Here is a 14,245-nt window from a genome sequence, read left to right as displayed (position 1 = left end):
ATGTGTCAAAAGAGAGAAATATCACAGTAAATAAGCTGCCCTCTCCCACCTTCCGCTGGCTCGGGATGAACAGCGCACTCCTCCCGGTGCCGGAGAAGCTCAAGGAGGGAAAGCCGGTTTTAAAGGATACAGAGGAGCTCTCCGCCTCGGAGACGGATTATGCGCTGATGAGAACTATCGCGGGAGGCATGGGAGAGGAGCTCGACCGGATGGCGGAGGAGAGCGGGATTCCCGTCCGGGAGTTTCGCATCGGGGCCGGAATATCGAAGAAGGATGCGCTCTGTATCCGTCTCCACTACGGGGAAGGGGAGCAGGCGCTGAACCTCTTTTCCATCCGCGCGGAGGAGGGAAGCGAGCTCACGATCTTCATGGACTTTTCCTCGGAAAAGGCGGGGTATGCCGGTGTGCAGACGAAGCTTTCTATCGGAAAGGGCGCGAGAGTCCGGCTCATCCAGGTGCAGAGGCTCGGAGAGGACTTTTGCTTCTTCCACGACATCGGCGCAAAGACCGGGGAAGGAGCGGAATTTGACGAAAGAGAGATTCTCCTGAGCGGAAGGCAGAGCTTCCATGGGATCCGGACGGACCTCTCGGGGCGAGAGAGCCGCTTTGAGAGCGCGATCGGCTACCTCCTAAAGAAGGAGGAACGCCTGGACATCAACCTGATCGCAAATCATATCGGGGAGAAGACGGAGAGCCGGATCGATTCGGACGGTGTGCTCCGGGATCATGCCTTTAAGCTCTTTCGGGGAACGATTGATTTGAGAAAGGGCGCAAAGGGTGCGGTCGGAAACGAGATGGAGACAGTGCTCCTTATGAATGATACGGTCGTAAATCAGACCGTTCCCGTCATCCTCTGCGATGAGGAGGATGTAGAGGGAAATCACGGGGCGAGCATCGGGAGACTGGATGAGGACATGCTCTTCTATATGCAGAGCCGCGGCATGGAGAAGGAAGCCGTCTATGAGATGATGGCGGACGCAAAGATCGATGCCGTAATCAACGGGATTTCAGACGAGAAGATCAGGGAGCAGGTGAAGAGCTACCGGAGAAGCGCGGACGAGGAGGCGGTATGAGGGAGATGACAGGAGAAGAGAGGAGGGCGGAGGACCGGAGGATCCGTTCGAAGTTCCTGATTTTCCGCTCGGCGGATTTCAGCTATCTCGATAATGCCGCGACGACGCAGAAGCCGGAGTGCGTCCTGCAGGCGGTCAATAATTATTACCGAACGCAAAACGCCAATCCGCTTAGGGGCCTCTATAAGCTCTCCATCGCGGCGACCGACGCCTATGAAGCCGCTAGGGAAGAGGTGAGAAGCTTTCTCAACGCGAGGGAGAGCGCCGAGATTCTCTTTACGAGGAATGCCTCGGAGAGCCTGAATCTGGTGGCCTACAGCTACGCGCGGAGCGTCCTTCACGAGGGGGATGAGATCCTCATAACGATCATGGAGCACCACAGCAATCTGATCCCCTGGCAGCAGGCGGCCCTTGCAAGCGGCGCCGTCGTCCGCTATCTCGAGCCGGATCCAAATGGGAAGATCTCCGAGGAGAGCTTCCGCGCTGCGATGAATCCCAGGGTAAAGATCGCCGCGATGCATCAGGTCAGCAATGTGCTCGGCTGTGAGCAGGATATCAAGACCTTTGCAAGGATCGCCCACGAGGGAGGCGCGGTCTTCGTCTGTGACGGGGCGCAGTCCGTGCCGCACAGGAAGGTGGACGTGCAGGAGCTTGACGTCGATTTCCTTGCCTTTTCCGGTCACAAGATCTACGGCCCCATGGGGATCGGCGTACTCTATGGGAAGAGAGAGCTCCTGGAAAAGATGCCGCCCTTTCTCTTCGGGGGAGAGATGATCGACTATGTCACGACGGAGCGGGCCACCTGGGCGGAGCTTCCGCATAAGTTCGAGGCGGGGACAGTCAACGCGGGAGGCGCCGTGGGGCTCGGGGAGGCGCTCCGCTATGTAAAGTCCATCGGAATGGAGAGGATACAGGAGAGGGAGCTTCATCTTACGAGGCTTCTCATGGATGGGATGCGGGAGCTTCCCCATGTCCATATCCTGGGCTCCGCTTCCCCGGAGGATCACCACGGCATCGTCACCTTTACGATAGACGATGTGCATCCGCACGATATCGCGGCGATCTTCGATTCCCACAATGTCGATGTGCGGGCGGGGCACCACTGCGCGCAGCCTCTCATGAAGTTTCTCGGGACGCCGAGCACTACGAGAGCGAGCATCGGATTATATAATACAGAGGAGGATGTGAAGCGTTTTCTCCTTGTGCTTTCCGGGATCAGGGAGGAGATGGGCTATGGCGACTAAGACCTACTACGGTGAGATCCTAACAGAACACAATGTGCATCCCCTGCACAAGCACCGGATGGAGGATGCGAGCTATTCTCTGGAGGGTGTCAATCCAAGCTGCGGGGATGAGCTTGTTCTTTATCTGAAGCTGGACGAGAAGGGATTTATCTCGGATGCCTCCTTCGATGGGGACGGCTGTGCGATCTCGCAGGCCAGCGCGGACATTATGTGCGATCTCATCATCGGGAAGGAGAAGACGGAGGCCCTGCGTCTCTCTGAGATCTTTCTCCGCATGATTACCGGAAAGATCACAGAGGAGGAGAAGGAGGAGCTGGAGGAGGCAGGAATCCTCGAGGATATCTCCCATATGCCCTCCCGCGTGAAGTGCGCCGTACTCGGCTGGCGCACCATGGACGAGATCCTGAGAGAGGATGCCGGAGAGAAGGGGAAGGAGCAGAAGGCGAACTAGTCGGCCGATCGGATCGGTGGGCAGGATCGCTGCGGAAGGAGGCATCCGTCCCGTTCCTGGGTGGAGGGGCCGGAGAGCTTCCCGGATCGGGACCGTCCTTCGGCCGGGTCAGAGAAAAATCCTTCATTTCGGAAGAGGAGGGGAGCTTGCTGGAGCTTCACAGCTATCAAAACAGAGATGGGAGCGAGCTTCCGCTCCTGGAATCGGCGCTCTTTAGCCCTTTTTCCGGGATCCGGCACGCTTATGCCACGCGGCTTGGCGGTGTGAGCGAGGGCGAGTGGAGCAGCATGAACTTAAGCTTTACGAGGGGAGACCGGGAGGAGGATGTCCGGGAAAACTTTCACCGGATCGCGGAGCATTTTTCCGTCCCGGAGAGCCGCTTCGTCTTAAGTCATCAGACGCATAAAGACAGGGTCCGGACCGTGACGGAGGAGGATGCGGGGAAGGGGCTTACCAGGGAGCGGGATTATACCGATGTGGATGCCTTGATCACCGATGTCCCGCGTCTTCTGCTCACGGTCTTCTGGGCAGACTGTGTCCCCCTTCTCTTCTATGACCCGAGGAAGAGGGCGATCGGCGCGGTCCATTCCGGCTGGCGGGGGACATTTTCCCGCATCGCGTCAAGGACGGTGGAGGCAATGCGGAGGGAATACGGGACGGAGCCCTCGGATCTTTTTATCTCGATCGGACCGAGCATCTGCGGGAGCTGCTATGAGGTATCGGAGGAGCTCTCCGAGCGCTTTCTCCGGGACTTCCCCGGAGGAGAGCGGGTCGTCTCCTTCACAGGGCGAAATGCCGGAGGAGAGCGAAAATATCATCTTAATCTCCGGGAGGCGAATCGGCAGCTCCTTTTGGAGGAGGGAATTTCGGAGGACCGGATCGAGCTTCCCGGCTTTTGCACCTGCTGTAATCCGAAGCTCTTCTTCTCCCACCGCTTCTCCGGGGAGAGGAGGGGGAATCAGGCGGCATTTTTGATGCTTCTCTGAGGAGGTATGAGATGGGGGCGCGGGAATGCGGGGAAGAGAGGCTTGGCTGGCTCTCACCGTCCGGGGACTTTTATCCCTGCGGATGGGGAGCGCATTCGACGGAGGCGGAGCGGATCCTTTCTGAGCTCGGCCTCTTTGAGGATTTTTTGCGGCACAGCATCCTGAATGTCCGGGACTATCTGTCCGGACGGGGCTATTGCCTGATCCATAGCCCCGGGAGGGAGAGAAAGCTTGTGACGCATCTTCTTCCCCTCACAAGGGCGCAGCGGGACTTTCTCTACGATTATTTCACAGAGGATGGGGACCGGCAGAGCGCGGAGCATTACCTGGAGGCGGAATTCTAGGGAAGTATTTAATTTAGTTAGGGTAAAAGGCGCTTCGCTTCGGGCGCTGTTTTTCAGGGAGTAAGGCGATGAAGGAGAAAACAAGATGGCTTTAGTGATTCCGAAGGACTATGATCCCCGGCTTTCCGTCCGGGAGACGCAGGAGGCGATCAAATATATCAGAGATACCTTTCAGAAGGAGTTCGGGAGGGAGATGAATCTGTCCCGGATCTCCGCGCCCCTCTTCGTGGAGAGGAGCACGGGGCTCAATGATAATCTGAACGGCGTGGAGCGCCCGGTCAGCTTTGATGTGCCCTGGGAGCCGGAGGAGAGCGTGGAGGTCGTGCAGTCCCTTGCGAAGTGGAAGAGGCTTGCGCTTCTTCGCTACGGCTTTCAGCCGGGAGAGGGGCTCTACACGAATATGAATGCGATCCGGCGGGACGAGGAGCTCGATAACCTCCATAGCTGCTATGTCGATCAGTGGGACTGGGAGAAGGTCATCGAGAAAGAGGAGCGGAATGAGATCACGCTCGAGGGGACCGTCCGCATGATCTTTCGGATCATAAAGCATATGGAGCATGAGGTCTGGTATCAGTATCCGAGGGCCGTGAAAAAGCTCCCGGAGGATATATTCTTTATCGACTCCGAGAGCCTTTTGCAAAGATATCCGGACAAGAGCCCGAAGGAGCGGGAGAATCTGATCACGAAGGAGCATGGCTGCGTCTTCATCAGCCGGATCGGGGGCAGGCTCTCGGACGGAAAGCCGCACGACGGGAGGGCACCGGACTATGATGACTGGTCGCTGAACGGGGATATTCTCTTCTGGTTTGACAGACTAAACTGTGCGCTGGAGATCTCCTCGATGGGGATCCGCGTCGATGAGAGCTCTCTTTCGAGGCAGCTGAAGGAGGCGGGCTGTGAGGAGAGGAGAGTCCTTCCCTATCACCGCATGCTTTTAAACGGCGAGCTTCCCTATACGATCGGCGGGGGCATCGGACAGAGCAGGCTTTGCATGCTTCTTTTGGACCGGGCCCATGTGGGAGAGGTCCAGGCCTCGATCTGGCCGAAGGAGATGGAGGAGGAGTGCCGGAGGAACGGGATCATCCTGCTGTAAGTATAGATCCATGCTGCTTCGAGGCCTGCTTTTTTCGGTATCCCGGGAAAGCGCGGAGCCTGCGGCACGGGCTTATATTGAAAAAAAACGCCTCACTATGGTATTATGTAAAAAGGACCATAGTGAGGTCTGTTCTTTTTGTGCCGGTTTCAGGCCGGAGAAGGCGACAGGATGAAGTATACCCGCTATAACATAGAAAATACGCTCTATGAGCTGGACAGCCCGAAGGCCAGGATCTGGCACCGGGTCACGGGATTTTTCGGGAGCGCGTCCCTGGTCTTTTCGGTCGGGGCCGTCCTTCTCGTTCTCTCCTTCGGGCTTGGCATGTTCCGGGGGATTCTGGATTCCGCCCCGGATATCGACAAGATCAATGTGGGCCCCACCGCCTACGCGACGAAGACCTATGACCGGGAGGGAAATCCGGTCGCGACGCTTGTGATGGAGGGCTCCAACCGGGAGAGGGTGAGCTTTGAGGAGATCCCCACGGACCTTGTGAATGCCGTGGTTTCGGTCGAGGACGAGCGCTTCTGGAAGCACAACGGCATCGACCTTTGGGCCATTCTCCGCGCGGTAAAGGGCGTCGCCTCGGATGACAGCAGCAGGGCCGGGGGCGGGTCCACCATTACCCAGCAGCTATTAAAGAACAATGTCTTTGGCGGAGGGCTCCACGAGGGGACCTTTGAGCGCTATGTCAGAAAGTTCCAGGAGCAGTATCTCGCGTTTGAGCTCGAGGCGCAGCCGGGGATGGACAAGCGGAGCCTGAAGGAGAGTATTCTTACGGAATATCTGAATACGATCAATCTGGGCTCCAACACGCTCGGCGTAAAGGTAGCGGCGCGCCATTATTTCAATAAGGAGATCTCCGAGCTCACGCTCTCCGAGTGCGCGGTCATCGCGGCGATCACGAAAAACCCGACCCGCCTGAACCCGATCACGCACCCGGAGAACAACGCGAAGCGCCGGGCGATCGTGCTCTCCTATATGCTGAAGCAGAATTATATTACCAAAGAGCAATACGATCAGGCCATGGCGGACAATGTCTATGAGCGGATTCAGAATGTCAATGTGCAGATGACGCAGGATGAGTCGAAGCCCTACTCCTATTTTACGGATGAGCTCACGGAGCAGGTCATGGAGGCCCTCCAGGAGAGGCTCGGCTACAGCCGGGAGGAGGCGGCAAGACTCCTTTATTCCGGCGGGCTCAGCATCTATACGACGCAGGACCCGAAGCTTCAGGCGATTGTCGATCAGGAGATCAATGACCCGAATAACTATGATGTGCAGAAGTATTCCCTGAGCTGGCGCTTTTCCGTGCAGCACGCGAACGGGACCGTGGTGAACTATTCCGAAAAGGATCTCCAGCGCTGGATGACGGAGGTTCGAAAGCAGGACTTCAACGGCCTCTTTCAGAGCACGGAGAGCGCGCAGAAGAATATCGATCTCTATAAGAAGGCCGTTTTGACGGAGGGGGACAAGATCCTCTCAGAGACTGCGGACTACAGCCTGCAGCCGCAGGTCTCCTTCATCCTCATGGATCCCCACAGCGGGGAGGTTCTGGCGCTCTCCGGGGGGAGGGGGGAGAAGAAGCAGTCCCTCACCTTGAACCGCGCGAGCAATGTCTTACGGCAGCCGGGCTCGACCTTCAAGATCCTGAGCTCCTTTGCGCCTGCGATCGACAAGTACGGGGCGACCCTGGCCAGCAGCTATTATGATTCCGAGTATTCCATCGGGACGAAGGTCTTCAAGAACTGGTACTCGGGGGGCTATCTCGGCTATCAGAGCATACGGGACGGCATTATGTATTCTCTGAATATCGTCGCTCTCCGCTGCCTGATGGAGACGGTGCAGCCAAAGAACGGCTTTGAGTATGCGCAGTCTCTGGGCATCAGCACTCTGACGGAGGAGGACAATGCGCCCGCGATCGCGCTCGGCGGTCTCACAAGGGGGGTCTCCAATCTGGAGCTGACGCAGGCCTTCGGCGCGATCGCAAACGGCGGAAAGCTGAACCGGGCGAAGTTTTTCACGAAAATCGTGGATCAGAGCGGAAAGGTCCTGATCGATACCACAAAGGATGAGGCGAAGCAGGTCATGAAGGAGACGACGGCCTACCTCCTCACGGATGCGATGGCCTCCTCCATGGAGTTCCACCGGGCCTTTGCGGATACGATGACGATCAATACCACCTCGACGAGGGCGCATTTTGACGGCATGAGTCTGGCCGGAAAGTCCGGGACTACGACAAACAACCGGGATATCTGGTTTGTGGGCTATTCTCCCTATTATATCGGAGGGATCTGGGGGGGCTGTGACGAGAATCAGTCCCTGAAGGATACAAGGACCGGGGAATACAACGGCGGCACCGGCTTTCACAAGGATATCTGGAGAAATATCATGCAAAAGGTGCATAAGGGCCTCTCGGATCCCGGCTTTGTGCGCCCGGCGGGCATCGTGGAGGCGAAGGTCTGCCGGAAGTCGGGGAAGCTTCCGTCTGCGGGCTGCTATGAGGACTACCGGGGCTCTGCGGTGATCACGGAGCTTTTTGCGGAGGGGACAGTCCCCACGGAGAAGTGCACTCTCCATACAAGCTGGGGCGCGATCCGCGTTCCGGAGAATGAGTCGGGGCATACGGACGATCGCTATTTCCGCTATGTGCCGGAGACCACGGAGGAAGAGGACGAGGAGGGAGACGGAGATTCCGAGTCGAAGAAGTCCTCCGACGGGGATTCGGATTCGAAGAAGAAATCCTCCGACGGGGATTCGGATTCGAAGAAGAAGTCCTCCGACGGGGATTCCGATTCGAAGAAGAAGTCCTCCGATGGGGATTCGGACTCGAAGAAGAAATCCTCCGATGGGGACTCCGCTTCGAAGAAGAAGTCCTCCGATGGAGACTCCGGTTCGAAGAAAAAGTCCTCCGGCGGATCGGATACGAAGAAGAAAAAGAGCGCGGAGGAGGCGGAGATCAGCGATAAGGGGCCGACAAAGAAAAAGGGATGAGTCATGAATTATGTGAAGGAGGCGGGGAGCGGGAGCTACGAGGAGAAGAAATCCCGCTTTCTCGGCGCGGTTTTTCCGATATCCTGCCGGGAGGACGCGCAGGAGAGGATCATGGAGCAGAGGAAGCGTTATTACGAGGCGCGTCATCACTGCTATGCCTATATCCTGGGGGAGAAGGGGGAGGAGCAGAGGCAGTCTGATGACGGAGAGCCCTCGCAGACGGCCGGTCTCCCGATCCTGAAGGTCCTCTGCGGGGCCGAGCTCACAGACAGTCTTTTGGTGGTGAGCCGCTATTTCGGCGGGACACTGCTCGGAACCGGAGGGCTGGTCCGGGCCTACACGGAGGCCGCGAAGGCCGCTTTGAGCGGGGCCGTCATCGTGGAGGGAGTCGAGGGCTTCCGGGTCCGGACGGAGCTCCCCTATTCCCTTCTCGGAAAGCTCCGCTTTCTCGCGGAGTCGATGGAGATTCGGGAAGAGAGCGCGGAATACGGAGAGGGAATAGTGCTGAGCTGGCTCGTTCCAGAGGAGAGGCTTCCGCTCTTTTCCGACAGGCTCCGGGATCTCTCCGGCGCTTCGCTCTCCCTTGCAATTGAAAAAACCCGGTGGTATAATCCATAAGCTTATGGGGTCGGAAAATGCGGTGTTTCAGCCCTTATATTTCCGGCGAGGCAGGGGAGAGGAAAAGAGAGGAAAATGTCAGAGAAGAGAGAAGATATCCGTAATGTTGCCATCATTGCTCACGTCGACCACGGGAAGACGACGCTGGTGGATGAGCTTTTGAAGCAGTCCGGCGCGTTCCGGGAGAACCAGGATGTGGGGGTCCGCGTCATGGATTCCAACCCGATCGAGCGGGAGAGGGGGATCACCATTCTCTCAAAGAATACGGCAGTCAGCTATGAGGGGGTCAAGATCAATATCGTGGACACTCCCGGCCATGCGGATTTCGGCGGAGAGGTGGAGCGGATCCTGAAGATGGTAAACGGCGCGATCCTCCTGGTGGACGCCTTTGAGGGCCCGATGCCGCAGACCCGCTTCGTTCTGCAAAGGGCGCTGGATCTCCGGCTCCCCGTGCTTGTCGTCATCAATAAGATCGATAAGCCCCAGGCCCGCCCGCTCGAGGTCGTGGATGAGGTGCTGGAGCTCATGATGGATCTGAACGCGTCGGACGAGCAGCTGGACTGCCCCTTCCTCTTTGCGTCCTCGAAGGCGGGATACGCGAAGAGGAAGCTGGAGGATCCGGATCTCGACATGAAGCCGCTCTTTGAAACGATCCTGAGCTTCATCCCGGCACCGGAGGGGGATCCGGATGCGCCGACACAGATGCTGATCTCCACGATCGACTACAATGAGTTCGTGGGGAGGATCGGGATCGGGAAGGTGGAGAACGGCTCGGTCCGCGTGAATCAGGAGGCGCTGGTTCTGAATCATCATGACAGCGCAAAGAGAAAGAAGGTCCGCATCACAAAGCTCTATGAGTTTGACGGGCTGAAGAGGGTGGATGTGCAGGAGGCGGGCTTTGGCTCCATCGTCGCGGTCTCCGGCATCGAGGACCTCCATGTGGGAGATACGATCTGCACGGAGGAAAATCCGACGGCGCTCCCCTTCCAGAAGATTTCGGAGCCCACGATCTCCATGGACTTTATGGTAAATGACTCTCCCCTGGCCGGTACGGAGGGGAAATATGTGACCTCCCGCCACATCAGAGAGCGCCTCTTCCGGGAGCTCAACACCGACGTCTCCCTCCGCGTGGAGGAGACCGAAAGTACGGACTGCCTCAAGGTCTCCGGGAGGGGGGAGCTGCATCTCTCCGTCCTCGTGGAGACGATGCGGAGAGAGGGCTTTGAGTTTGCGGTCTCGAAGGCGGAGGTCATCTACAAGACGGATGAGGCCGGCCGCAGGCTGGAGCCGATGGAGATCGCCTACATCGATGTTCCGGACGAGTGCACGGGCTCCGTCATCCAGAAGCTGACGCAGCGGAAGGGAGTCCTGAACGGGATGAGTCCGCTCTCCACCGGCTATACCAGGCTGGAATTTGAGATTCCCTCCCGCGGCCTCATCGGCTACCGGGGCGAATTCATGACGGATACGAAGGGAAACGGGATTCTGAACACGGAGTTTGACGGCTACAGCGAGTACCGGGGAGAGCTCAGCTACCGGCGCCAGGGCTCTCTCATCGCCTTCGAGAAGGGAGAAGCCGTGACCTATGGTCTCTTTCAGGCTCAGGCGAGGGGGACACTCTTCATCGGACCGGGAGAGAAGGTCTACGGCGGCATGGTCATCGGGCAGAGTCCGAAGGCAGAGGACATCGAGGTCAATGTGTGTAAGACAAAGCATCTCACAAACACCCGTACCTCGAGCTCGGACGAGGCTCTGAAGCTGGTGCCGAAGAAGATCATGTCCCTGGAGCAGTGCATTGACTTCATCGACACGGATGAGCTTCTCGAGGTGACGCCGGAGAATCTGAGAATTCGAAAAAAGATTCTCGACCCGGTGCTTCGAAAGAGGGCGGGCTTCTCCCGGAAGCAGGGCTAGAGGAGCGAAGGATGCCGCTTTTGCAGTTTGAGCCTTGTCTTCCGGGAAAGAGGGAGGACGAGGGACAGACAGGAGGACGATATGGCGATATTCAGGGGCGCAGGCGTGGCGTTGATCACGCCGATGCATGAAGACGGCTCCGTGAATTATGAGAAGCTCACGGAGATTCTGGAGGAACAGATCGCGGGAGGAACGGACGCCATCATTTCCTGCGGGACGACGGGAGAGGCCGCGACGCTCTCCGAGGCGGAACATATGGATGTGATCCGCCACAGCGTCCGGGTCACAGCGCATCGGATCCCCGTGATTGCAGGCACGGGCTCCAACAGCACGGAGACTGCGGTGAAGCTCTCGAAAGAGGCGGAGGAGGCCGGCGCGGACGGACTTCTCCTTGTGACACCCTACTACAATAAGGCGACGCAGGGAGGACTCTATGAGCACTATAAGGCGGTCGCGGAGTCGGTCTCCATTCCCTGCATCCTCTATAATGTGCCCTCCCGGACCGGTGTTACGATACAGCCGGAGACGATGGCGAGGCTCTACCGGGACTTTGAAAATATCGTGGGCGTAAAGGATGCGGGCGGAGACCTTGCGATGAGCTCCCGCCTCATGAGCCTTGTGGATCGGGACTTCCTCCTCTATTCCGGAGAGGATGGAATTGTCCTGCCGCTCCTCTCGATCGGGGGATCCGGAGTGATCTCCGTGCTCTCAAACATCGCACCGAGGGAAATGCACGGGCTCTGTGAGAGCTGGTTTAAGGGAGATGTCGAGGGCGCCAGAAGGGAACAGCTCCGTGCGCTCGCCCTGATCCGCGCGCTTTTCATGGAGGTAAACCCCATCCCTGTGAAGGCGGCGATGAATCTTTTGGGAAAGGAAGTGGGGCCGCTGCGCCTTCCGCTCACGGAGATCACGGAGGAAAATCGGGAGAAGCTCCGCGCGGAGATGGAGCGCTACGGTCTCCTTCCGGAAGGCTCAGGGAGAGGATAGGAGGGGATATGCTCAGAATACTGCTGCACGGGGCCTGCGGCGTGATGGGGGAGAAGATTTCCGCCCTGTCCGGCGGGGAAACAGGGATCGTCGCCGGCGTGGACCGCCGGGCCGGGGAGGAGGGGATATCCCGTCCCTTTCCGCTCTACAGGGAGCTCTCCGAGATCAGGGAGGACTTCGATGTCATTGTCGATTTTTCGGTCCCGGAGGCGGCCGGGGGACTCCTGCGCTACGCCTGTGAAAGGGGAAAGCCCCTGGTCTTTTGTACGACCGGGCTCTCGGAGGAGGAGCTTTCTTTGCTCGAGGAGGCCTCCCGCCGGATTCCGATCCTCCGAAGCGCCAATATGTCCCTCGGCATCAATCTTCTGACAGAGCTTGTAAAGCTCTCCGCGGCAAAGCTCTACGAGAGGGGCTTTGACATTGAGATTTTGGAGGAGCATCATCGGAGGAAGAAGGATGCGCCCTCCGGCACAGCCCTCATGCTCGCGGACGCGGTAGATGAGGCGATCGGAGAGAGGCTTGAGAGGGTCTTCGACAGAACGAAGCGCCGCACGCCCCGCCCGAAGCAGGAGATCGGCATCAGCTCCCTCAGGGGAGGGAGCATTCCCGGGGTCCATGAGCTCATCTTTGCCGGAGAGGATGAGATCCTCACGCTGAGTCATACAGCCTATTCCCGGGGGATTTTCGCAAAGGGAGCGCTCAGCGCGGCCCTTTGGATCGCGGGAAGGGAGCCGGGGCTCTACAGCATGAGGGATGTTTTGTTTGCTTCCTGATCGGGAGCCCGCAGGAAGGAGAGGGGGCAGGATGCTTACGCGAAGCAGCTATCAGACTCCGCTCACGGGGCGCTATGCCTCGGAGAGGATGCAGTATCTTTTCTCTCCGGAGCACAAATTCCGGAGCTGGAGGCGTCTTTGGATCGCGCTGGCGGAGGCGGAGAAGGAGCTCGGCCTTCCGATCACGGAGGAGCAGATCGCAGAGCTCCGCGCACACCGGGATGACATCAATTATGAGGACGCGGAGAGGCGGGAGAGGGAGGTCCGGCATGATGTCATGAGTCATGTCTATGCCTATGGCCTTCAGTGCCCCGCCGCGAGGGGAATCCTTCACCTCGGGGCGACCTCCTGCTATGTGGGGGACAACACGGATCTCATTATCATGAGAGAGGCGCTCACCCTGCTCCGGGGGAAGCTTCTGAATGTCATGAAGCTGCTGGCGGATTTTTCGGAGAGATACCGCGGCCTCGCAACTCTCGCTTTTACGCATCTTCAGCCGGCGCAGCCGACGACAGTCGGGAAGAGGGCGAGTCTTTGGCTTCAGGACTTCCTCCAGGATTTTCGGGATCTGGATTACGTGCTCTCCGGAATCCGACTTCTCGGCTCGAAGGGAACCACCGGAACCCAGGCCTCCTTCCTCGAGCTCTTCGGGGGCTCACAGGAGAGCTGCCGGGCTTTGGACCAAAAGATCGCGGAAAAGATGGGATTTTCCTCCTGCTATCCGGTCTCCGGTCAGACCTATTCCCGAAAGCTCGACTTCCGCGTTCTCTCTGTCCTTTCCTCTATCGGCCAGTCTGCGCACAAGATGACGAACGATATCCGTCTGCTTCAGCAGCTGAAGGAGCTGGAGGAGCCCTTCGAAAAGCAGCAGATCGGCTCCAGCGCCATGGCCTATAAGAGAAATCCCATGAGATCGGAGCGGATCGCATCCCTCTCCGATTTTCTCATGAGCAACCTTATGAATCCGATGCTGGTGGCCTCCACGCAGTGCTTTGAGCGGACCCTGGATGACTCCGCAAACCGAAGGCTCTCCCTCCCGGAGGGCTTTCTCGCGGCGGATGCGGTCCTGGAGCTCCTCATGAATGTGGTGGACGGCATCATCGTCTATCCGAAGGTCATCGAGAAGCACATCCTGTCGGAGCTTCCCTTCCTCGCGACGGAGAATATCCTGATGGATGCGGTAAAGGCGGGGGGAGACCGGCAGGAGCTCCACGAAAAGATCCGGCTTCTCTCGATGCAGGCGGGGAGGGCGGTGAAGGAGGAGGGAAGAGAAAATGACCTCCTGGAAAGGATCGCGGCAGACCCCGCCTTCCGCCTGAGTCTGTCGGAGCTGAAAAAGTCTTTGCGGCCGGAGCGTTATATCGGCCGCGCCCCCGAGCAGGTGGAGGAATTCCTGAGGGACTTTGTCCGGCCGCTCCTCGAGGAAAACAAAGAGTCCCTGGGGATGAAGGCGGAGATCAAGCTTTGAAATTCGGCGGTCGGAGGGGAAAGCCTTTTCCGCCGGACGGCAGAATGCTTCAGACGGCGGCCAAGGAGGACAGGGAAACGATAAACGAAGGGAGAGGAGTATGAACTGGAGACGGATTCTCGCCATACTGGCCCTGCTTCTTTTTGCCGTCCTCCTGTTTCTCCTTTTGTATTTTGCCTTTACGGGGGCGGCGAAGGAGCGCATTCTCGGCGTCCTTTTCTGCCTCATTGTGATTCCGTCCCTGATCTATATCTTTCTTTGGTTCACGGGGCTTGTAAAGGAAAAATGAGGAGCGGGATG

General features: G+C 58.2%; 13 protein-coding genes. All 13 read left to right on the top strand.

What is annotated here, in order from left to right; all coding sequences use genetic code 11:
* The first annotated feature begins 2 nt into the window (after positions 1 to 2).
* Positions 3 to 1,073, top strand: a complete 1,071-nt coding sequence (locus HMPREF1986_RS01510) for a SufB/SufD family protein (RefSeq protein ID WP_036598737.1) — start codon at positions 3 to 5, stop codon at positions 1,071 to 1,073.
* Positions 1,070 to 2,317 (top strand): aminotransferase class V-fold PLP-dependent enzyme, encoded by a 1,248-nt coding sequence (locus HMPREF1986_RS01505; protein WP_021772950.1) that lies wholly within the window; start codon positions 1,070 to 1,072, stop codon positions 2,315 to 2,317. The genes HMPREF1986_RS01510 and HMPREF1986_RS01505 overlap by 4 nt, the downstream gene beginning before the upstream one ends.
* A complete protein-coding gene (gene sufU, locus HMPREF1986_RS01500; RefSeq protein WP_021772949.1) occupies positions 2,307 to 2,768 on the top strand; it encodes a Fe-S cluster assembly sulfur transfer protein SufU in 462 nt (153 codons plus the stop codon). The genes HMPREF1986_RS01505 and sufU overlap by 11 nt, the downstream gene beginning before the upstream one ends.
* Positions 2,769 to 2,914: 146 nt before the next feature.
* Positions 2,915 to 3,754 carry a peptidoglycan editing factor PgeF gene (pgeF, locus tag HMPREF1986_RS01495; RefSeq protein ID WP_021772948.1) on the top strand — a complete coding sequence of 280 codons (840 nt, stop codon included), beginning with the start codon at positions 2,915 to 2,917 and terminating at the stop codon, positions 3,752 to 3,754.
* A gap of 11 nt (positions 3,755 to 3,765) precedes the next feature.
* On the top strand, positions 3,766 to 4,098 hold the full coding sequence (locus HMPREF1986_RS01490) for a hypothetical protein (RefSeq protein ID WP_021772947.1): 333 nt from the start codon (positions 3,766 to 3,768) through the stop codon (positions 4,096 to 4,098).
* A gap of 85 nt (positions 4,099 to 4,183) precedes the next feature.
* Positions 4,184 to 5,191 (top strand): aspartate--ammonia ligase, encoded by a 1,008-nt coding sequence (asnA, locus tag HMPREF1986_RS01485; protein WP_021772946.1) that lies wholly within the window; start codon positions 4,184 to 4,186, stop codon positions 5,189 to 5,191.
* Positions 5,192 to 5,362: 171 nt separating this feature from the next.
* Entirely contained in the window at positions 5,363 to 8,185 is a 2,823-nt protein-coding gene (locus HMPREF1986_RS01480; RefSeq protein WP_021772944.1) for a transglycosylase domain-containing protein, read from the top strand.
* 3 nt (positions 8,186 to 8,188) lie between these two features.
* Positions 8,189 to 8,803, top strand: a complete 615-nt coding sequence (locus tag HMPREF1986_RS01475; protein ID WP_021772943.1) for an IMPACT family protein — start codon at positions 8,189 to 8,191, stop codon at positions 8,801 to 8,803.
* A 75-nt stretch (positions 8,804 to 8,878) separates the two neighbouring features.
* Positions 8,879 to 10,717 (top strand): translational GTPase TypA, encoded by a 1,839-nt coding sequence (gene typA, locus HMPREF1986_RS01470; RefSeq protein WP_021772942.1) that lies wholly within the window; start codon positions 8,879 to 8,881, stop codon positions 10,715 to 10,717.
* 81 nt (positions 10,718 to 10,798) lie between these two features.
* Positions 10,799 to 11,704, top strand: a complete 906-nt coding sequence (dapA, locus tag HMPREF1986_RS01465) for a 4-hydroxy-tetrahydrodipicolinate synthase (protein WP_036598797.1) — start codon at positions 10,799 to 10,801, stop codon at positions 11,702 to 11,704.
* An 8-nt stretch (positions 11,705 to 11,712) separates the two neighbouring features.
* On the top strand, positions 11,713 to 12,477 hold the full coding sequence (dapB, locus tag HMPREF1986_RS01460; RefSeq protein WP_021772940.1) for a 4-hydroxy-tetrahydrodipicolinate reductase: 765 nt from the start codon (positions 11,713 to 11,715) through the stop codon (positions 12,475 to 12,477).
* Positions 12,478 to 12,508: 31 nt separating this feature from the next.
* Positions 12,509 to 13,945 (top strand): adenylosuccinate lyase, encoded by a 1,437-nt coding sequence (gene purB, locus HMPREF1986_RS01455; RefSeq protein ID WP_021772939.1) that lies wholly within the window; start codon positions 12,509 to 12,511, stop codon positions 13,943 to 13,945.
* Positions 13,946 to 14,045: 100 nt separating this feature from the next.
* Positions 14,046 to 14,234 carry a hypothetical protein gene (locus HMPREF1986_RS01450; protein WP_009215189.1) on the top strand — a complete coding sequence of 63 codons (189 nt, stop codon included), beginning with the start codon at positions 14,046 to 14,048 and terminating at the stop codon, positions 14,232 to 14,234.
* The last annotated feature ends 11 nt before the right edge of the window (positions 14,235 to 14,245 follow it).

It is taken from the genome of Oribacterium sp. oral taxon 078 str. F0263 (assembly GCF_000469565.1).
Taxonomy (GTDB): domain Bacteria; phylum Bacillota; class Clostridia; order Lachnospirales; family Lachnospiraceae; genus Oribacterium.
Note: the sequence above shows the minus strand (reverse complement) of the source record. Positions and strands in the feature narration are given on the sequence as shown.

Coding starts and splice junctions, on each gene's coding strand:
- HMPREF1986_RS01505 (WP_021772950.1), top strand. CDS start 1,070: ATGAGGGAGATGACAGGAGAAGAGAGGAGGGCGGAGGACCGGAGGATC.
- asnA (WP_021772946.1), top strand. CDS start 4,184: ATGGCTTTAGTGATTCCGAAGGACTATGATCCCCGGCTTTCCGTCCGG.
- dapA (WP_036598797.1), top strand. CDS start 10,799: ATGGCGATATTCAGGGGCGCAGGCGTGGCGTTGATCACGCCGATGCAT.
- dapB (WP_021772940.1), top strand. CDS start 11,713: ATGCTCAGAATACTGCTGCACGGGGCCTGCGGCGTGATGGGGGAGAAG.
- HMPREF1986_RS01490 (WP_021772947.1), top strand. CDS start 3,766: ATGGGGGCGCGGGAATGCGGGGAAGAGAGGCTTGGCTGGCTCTCACCG.
- typA (WP_021772942.1), top strand. CDS start 8,879: ATGTCAGAGAAGAGAGAAGATATCCGTAATGTTGCCATCATTGCTCAC.
- sufU (WP_021772949.1), top strand. CDS start 2,307: ATGGCGACTAAGACCTACTACGGTGAGATCCTAACAGAACACAATGTG.
- HMPREF1986_RS01480 (WP_021772944.1), top strand. CDS start 5,363: ATGAAGTATACCCGCTATAACATAGAAAATACGCTCTATGAGCTGGAC.
- purB (WP_021772939.1), top strand. CDS start 12,509: ATGCTTACGCGAAGCAGCTATCAGACTCCGCTCACGGGGCGCTATGCC.
- HMPREF1986_RS01450 (WP_009215189.1), top strand. CDS start 14,046: ATGAACTGGAGACGGATTCTCGCCATACTGGCCCTGCTTCTTTTTGCC.
- HMPREF1986_RS01475 (WP_021772943.1), top strand. CDS start 8,189: ATGAATTATGTGAAGGAGGCGGGGAGCGGGAGCTACGAGGAGAAGAAA.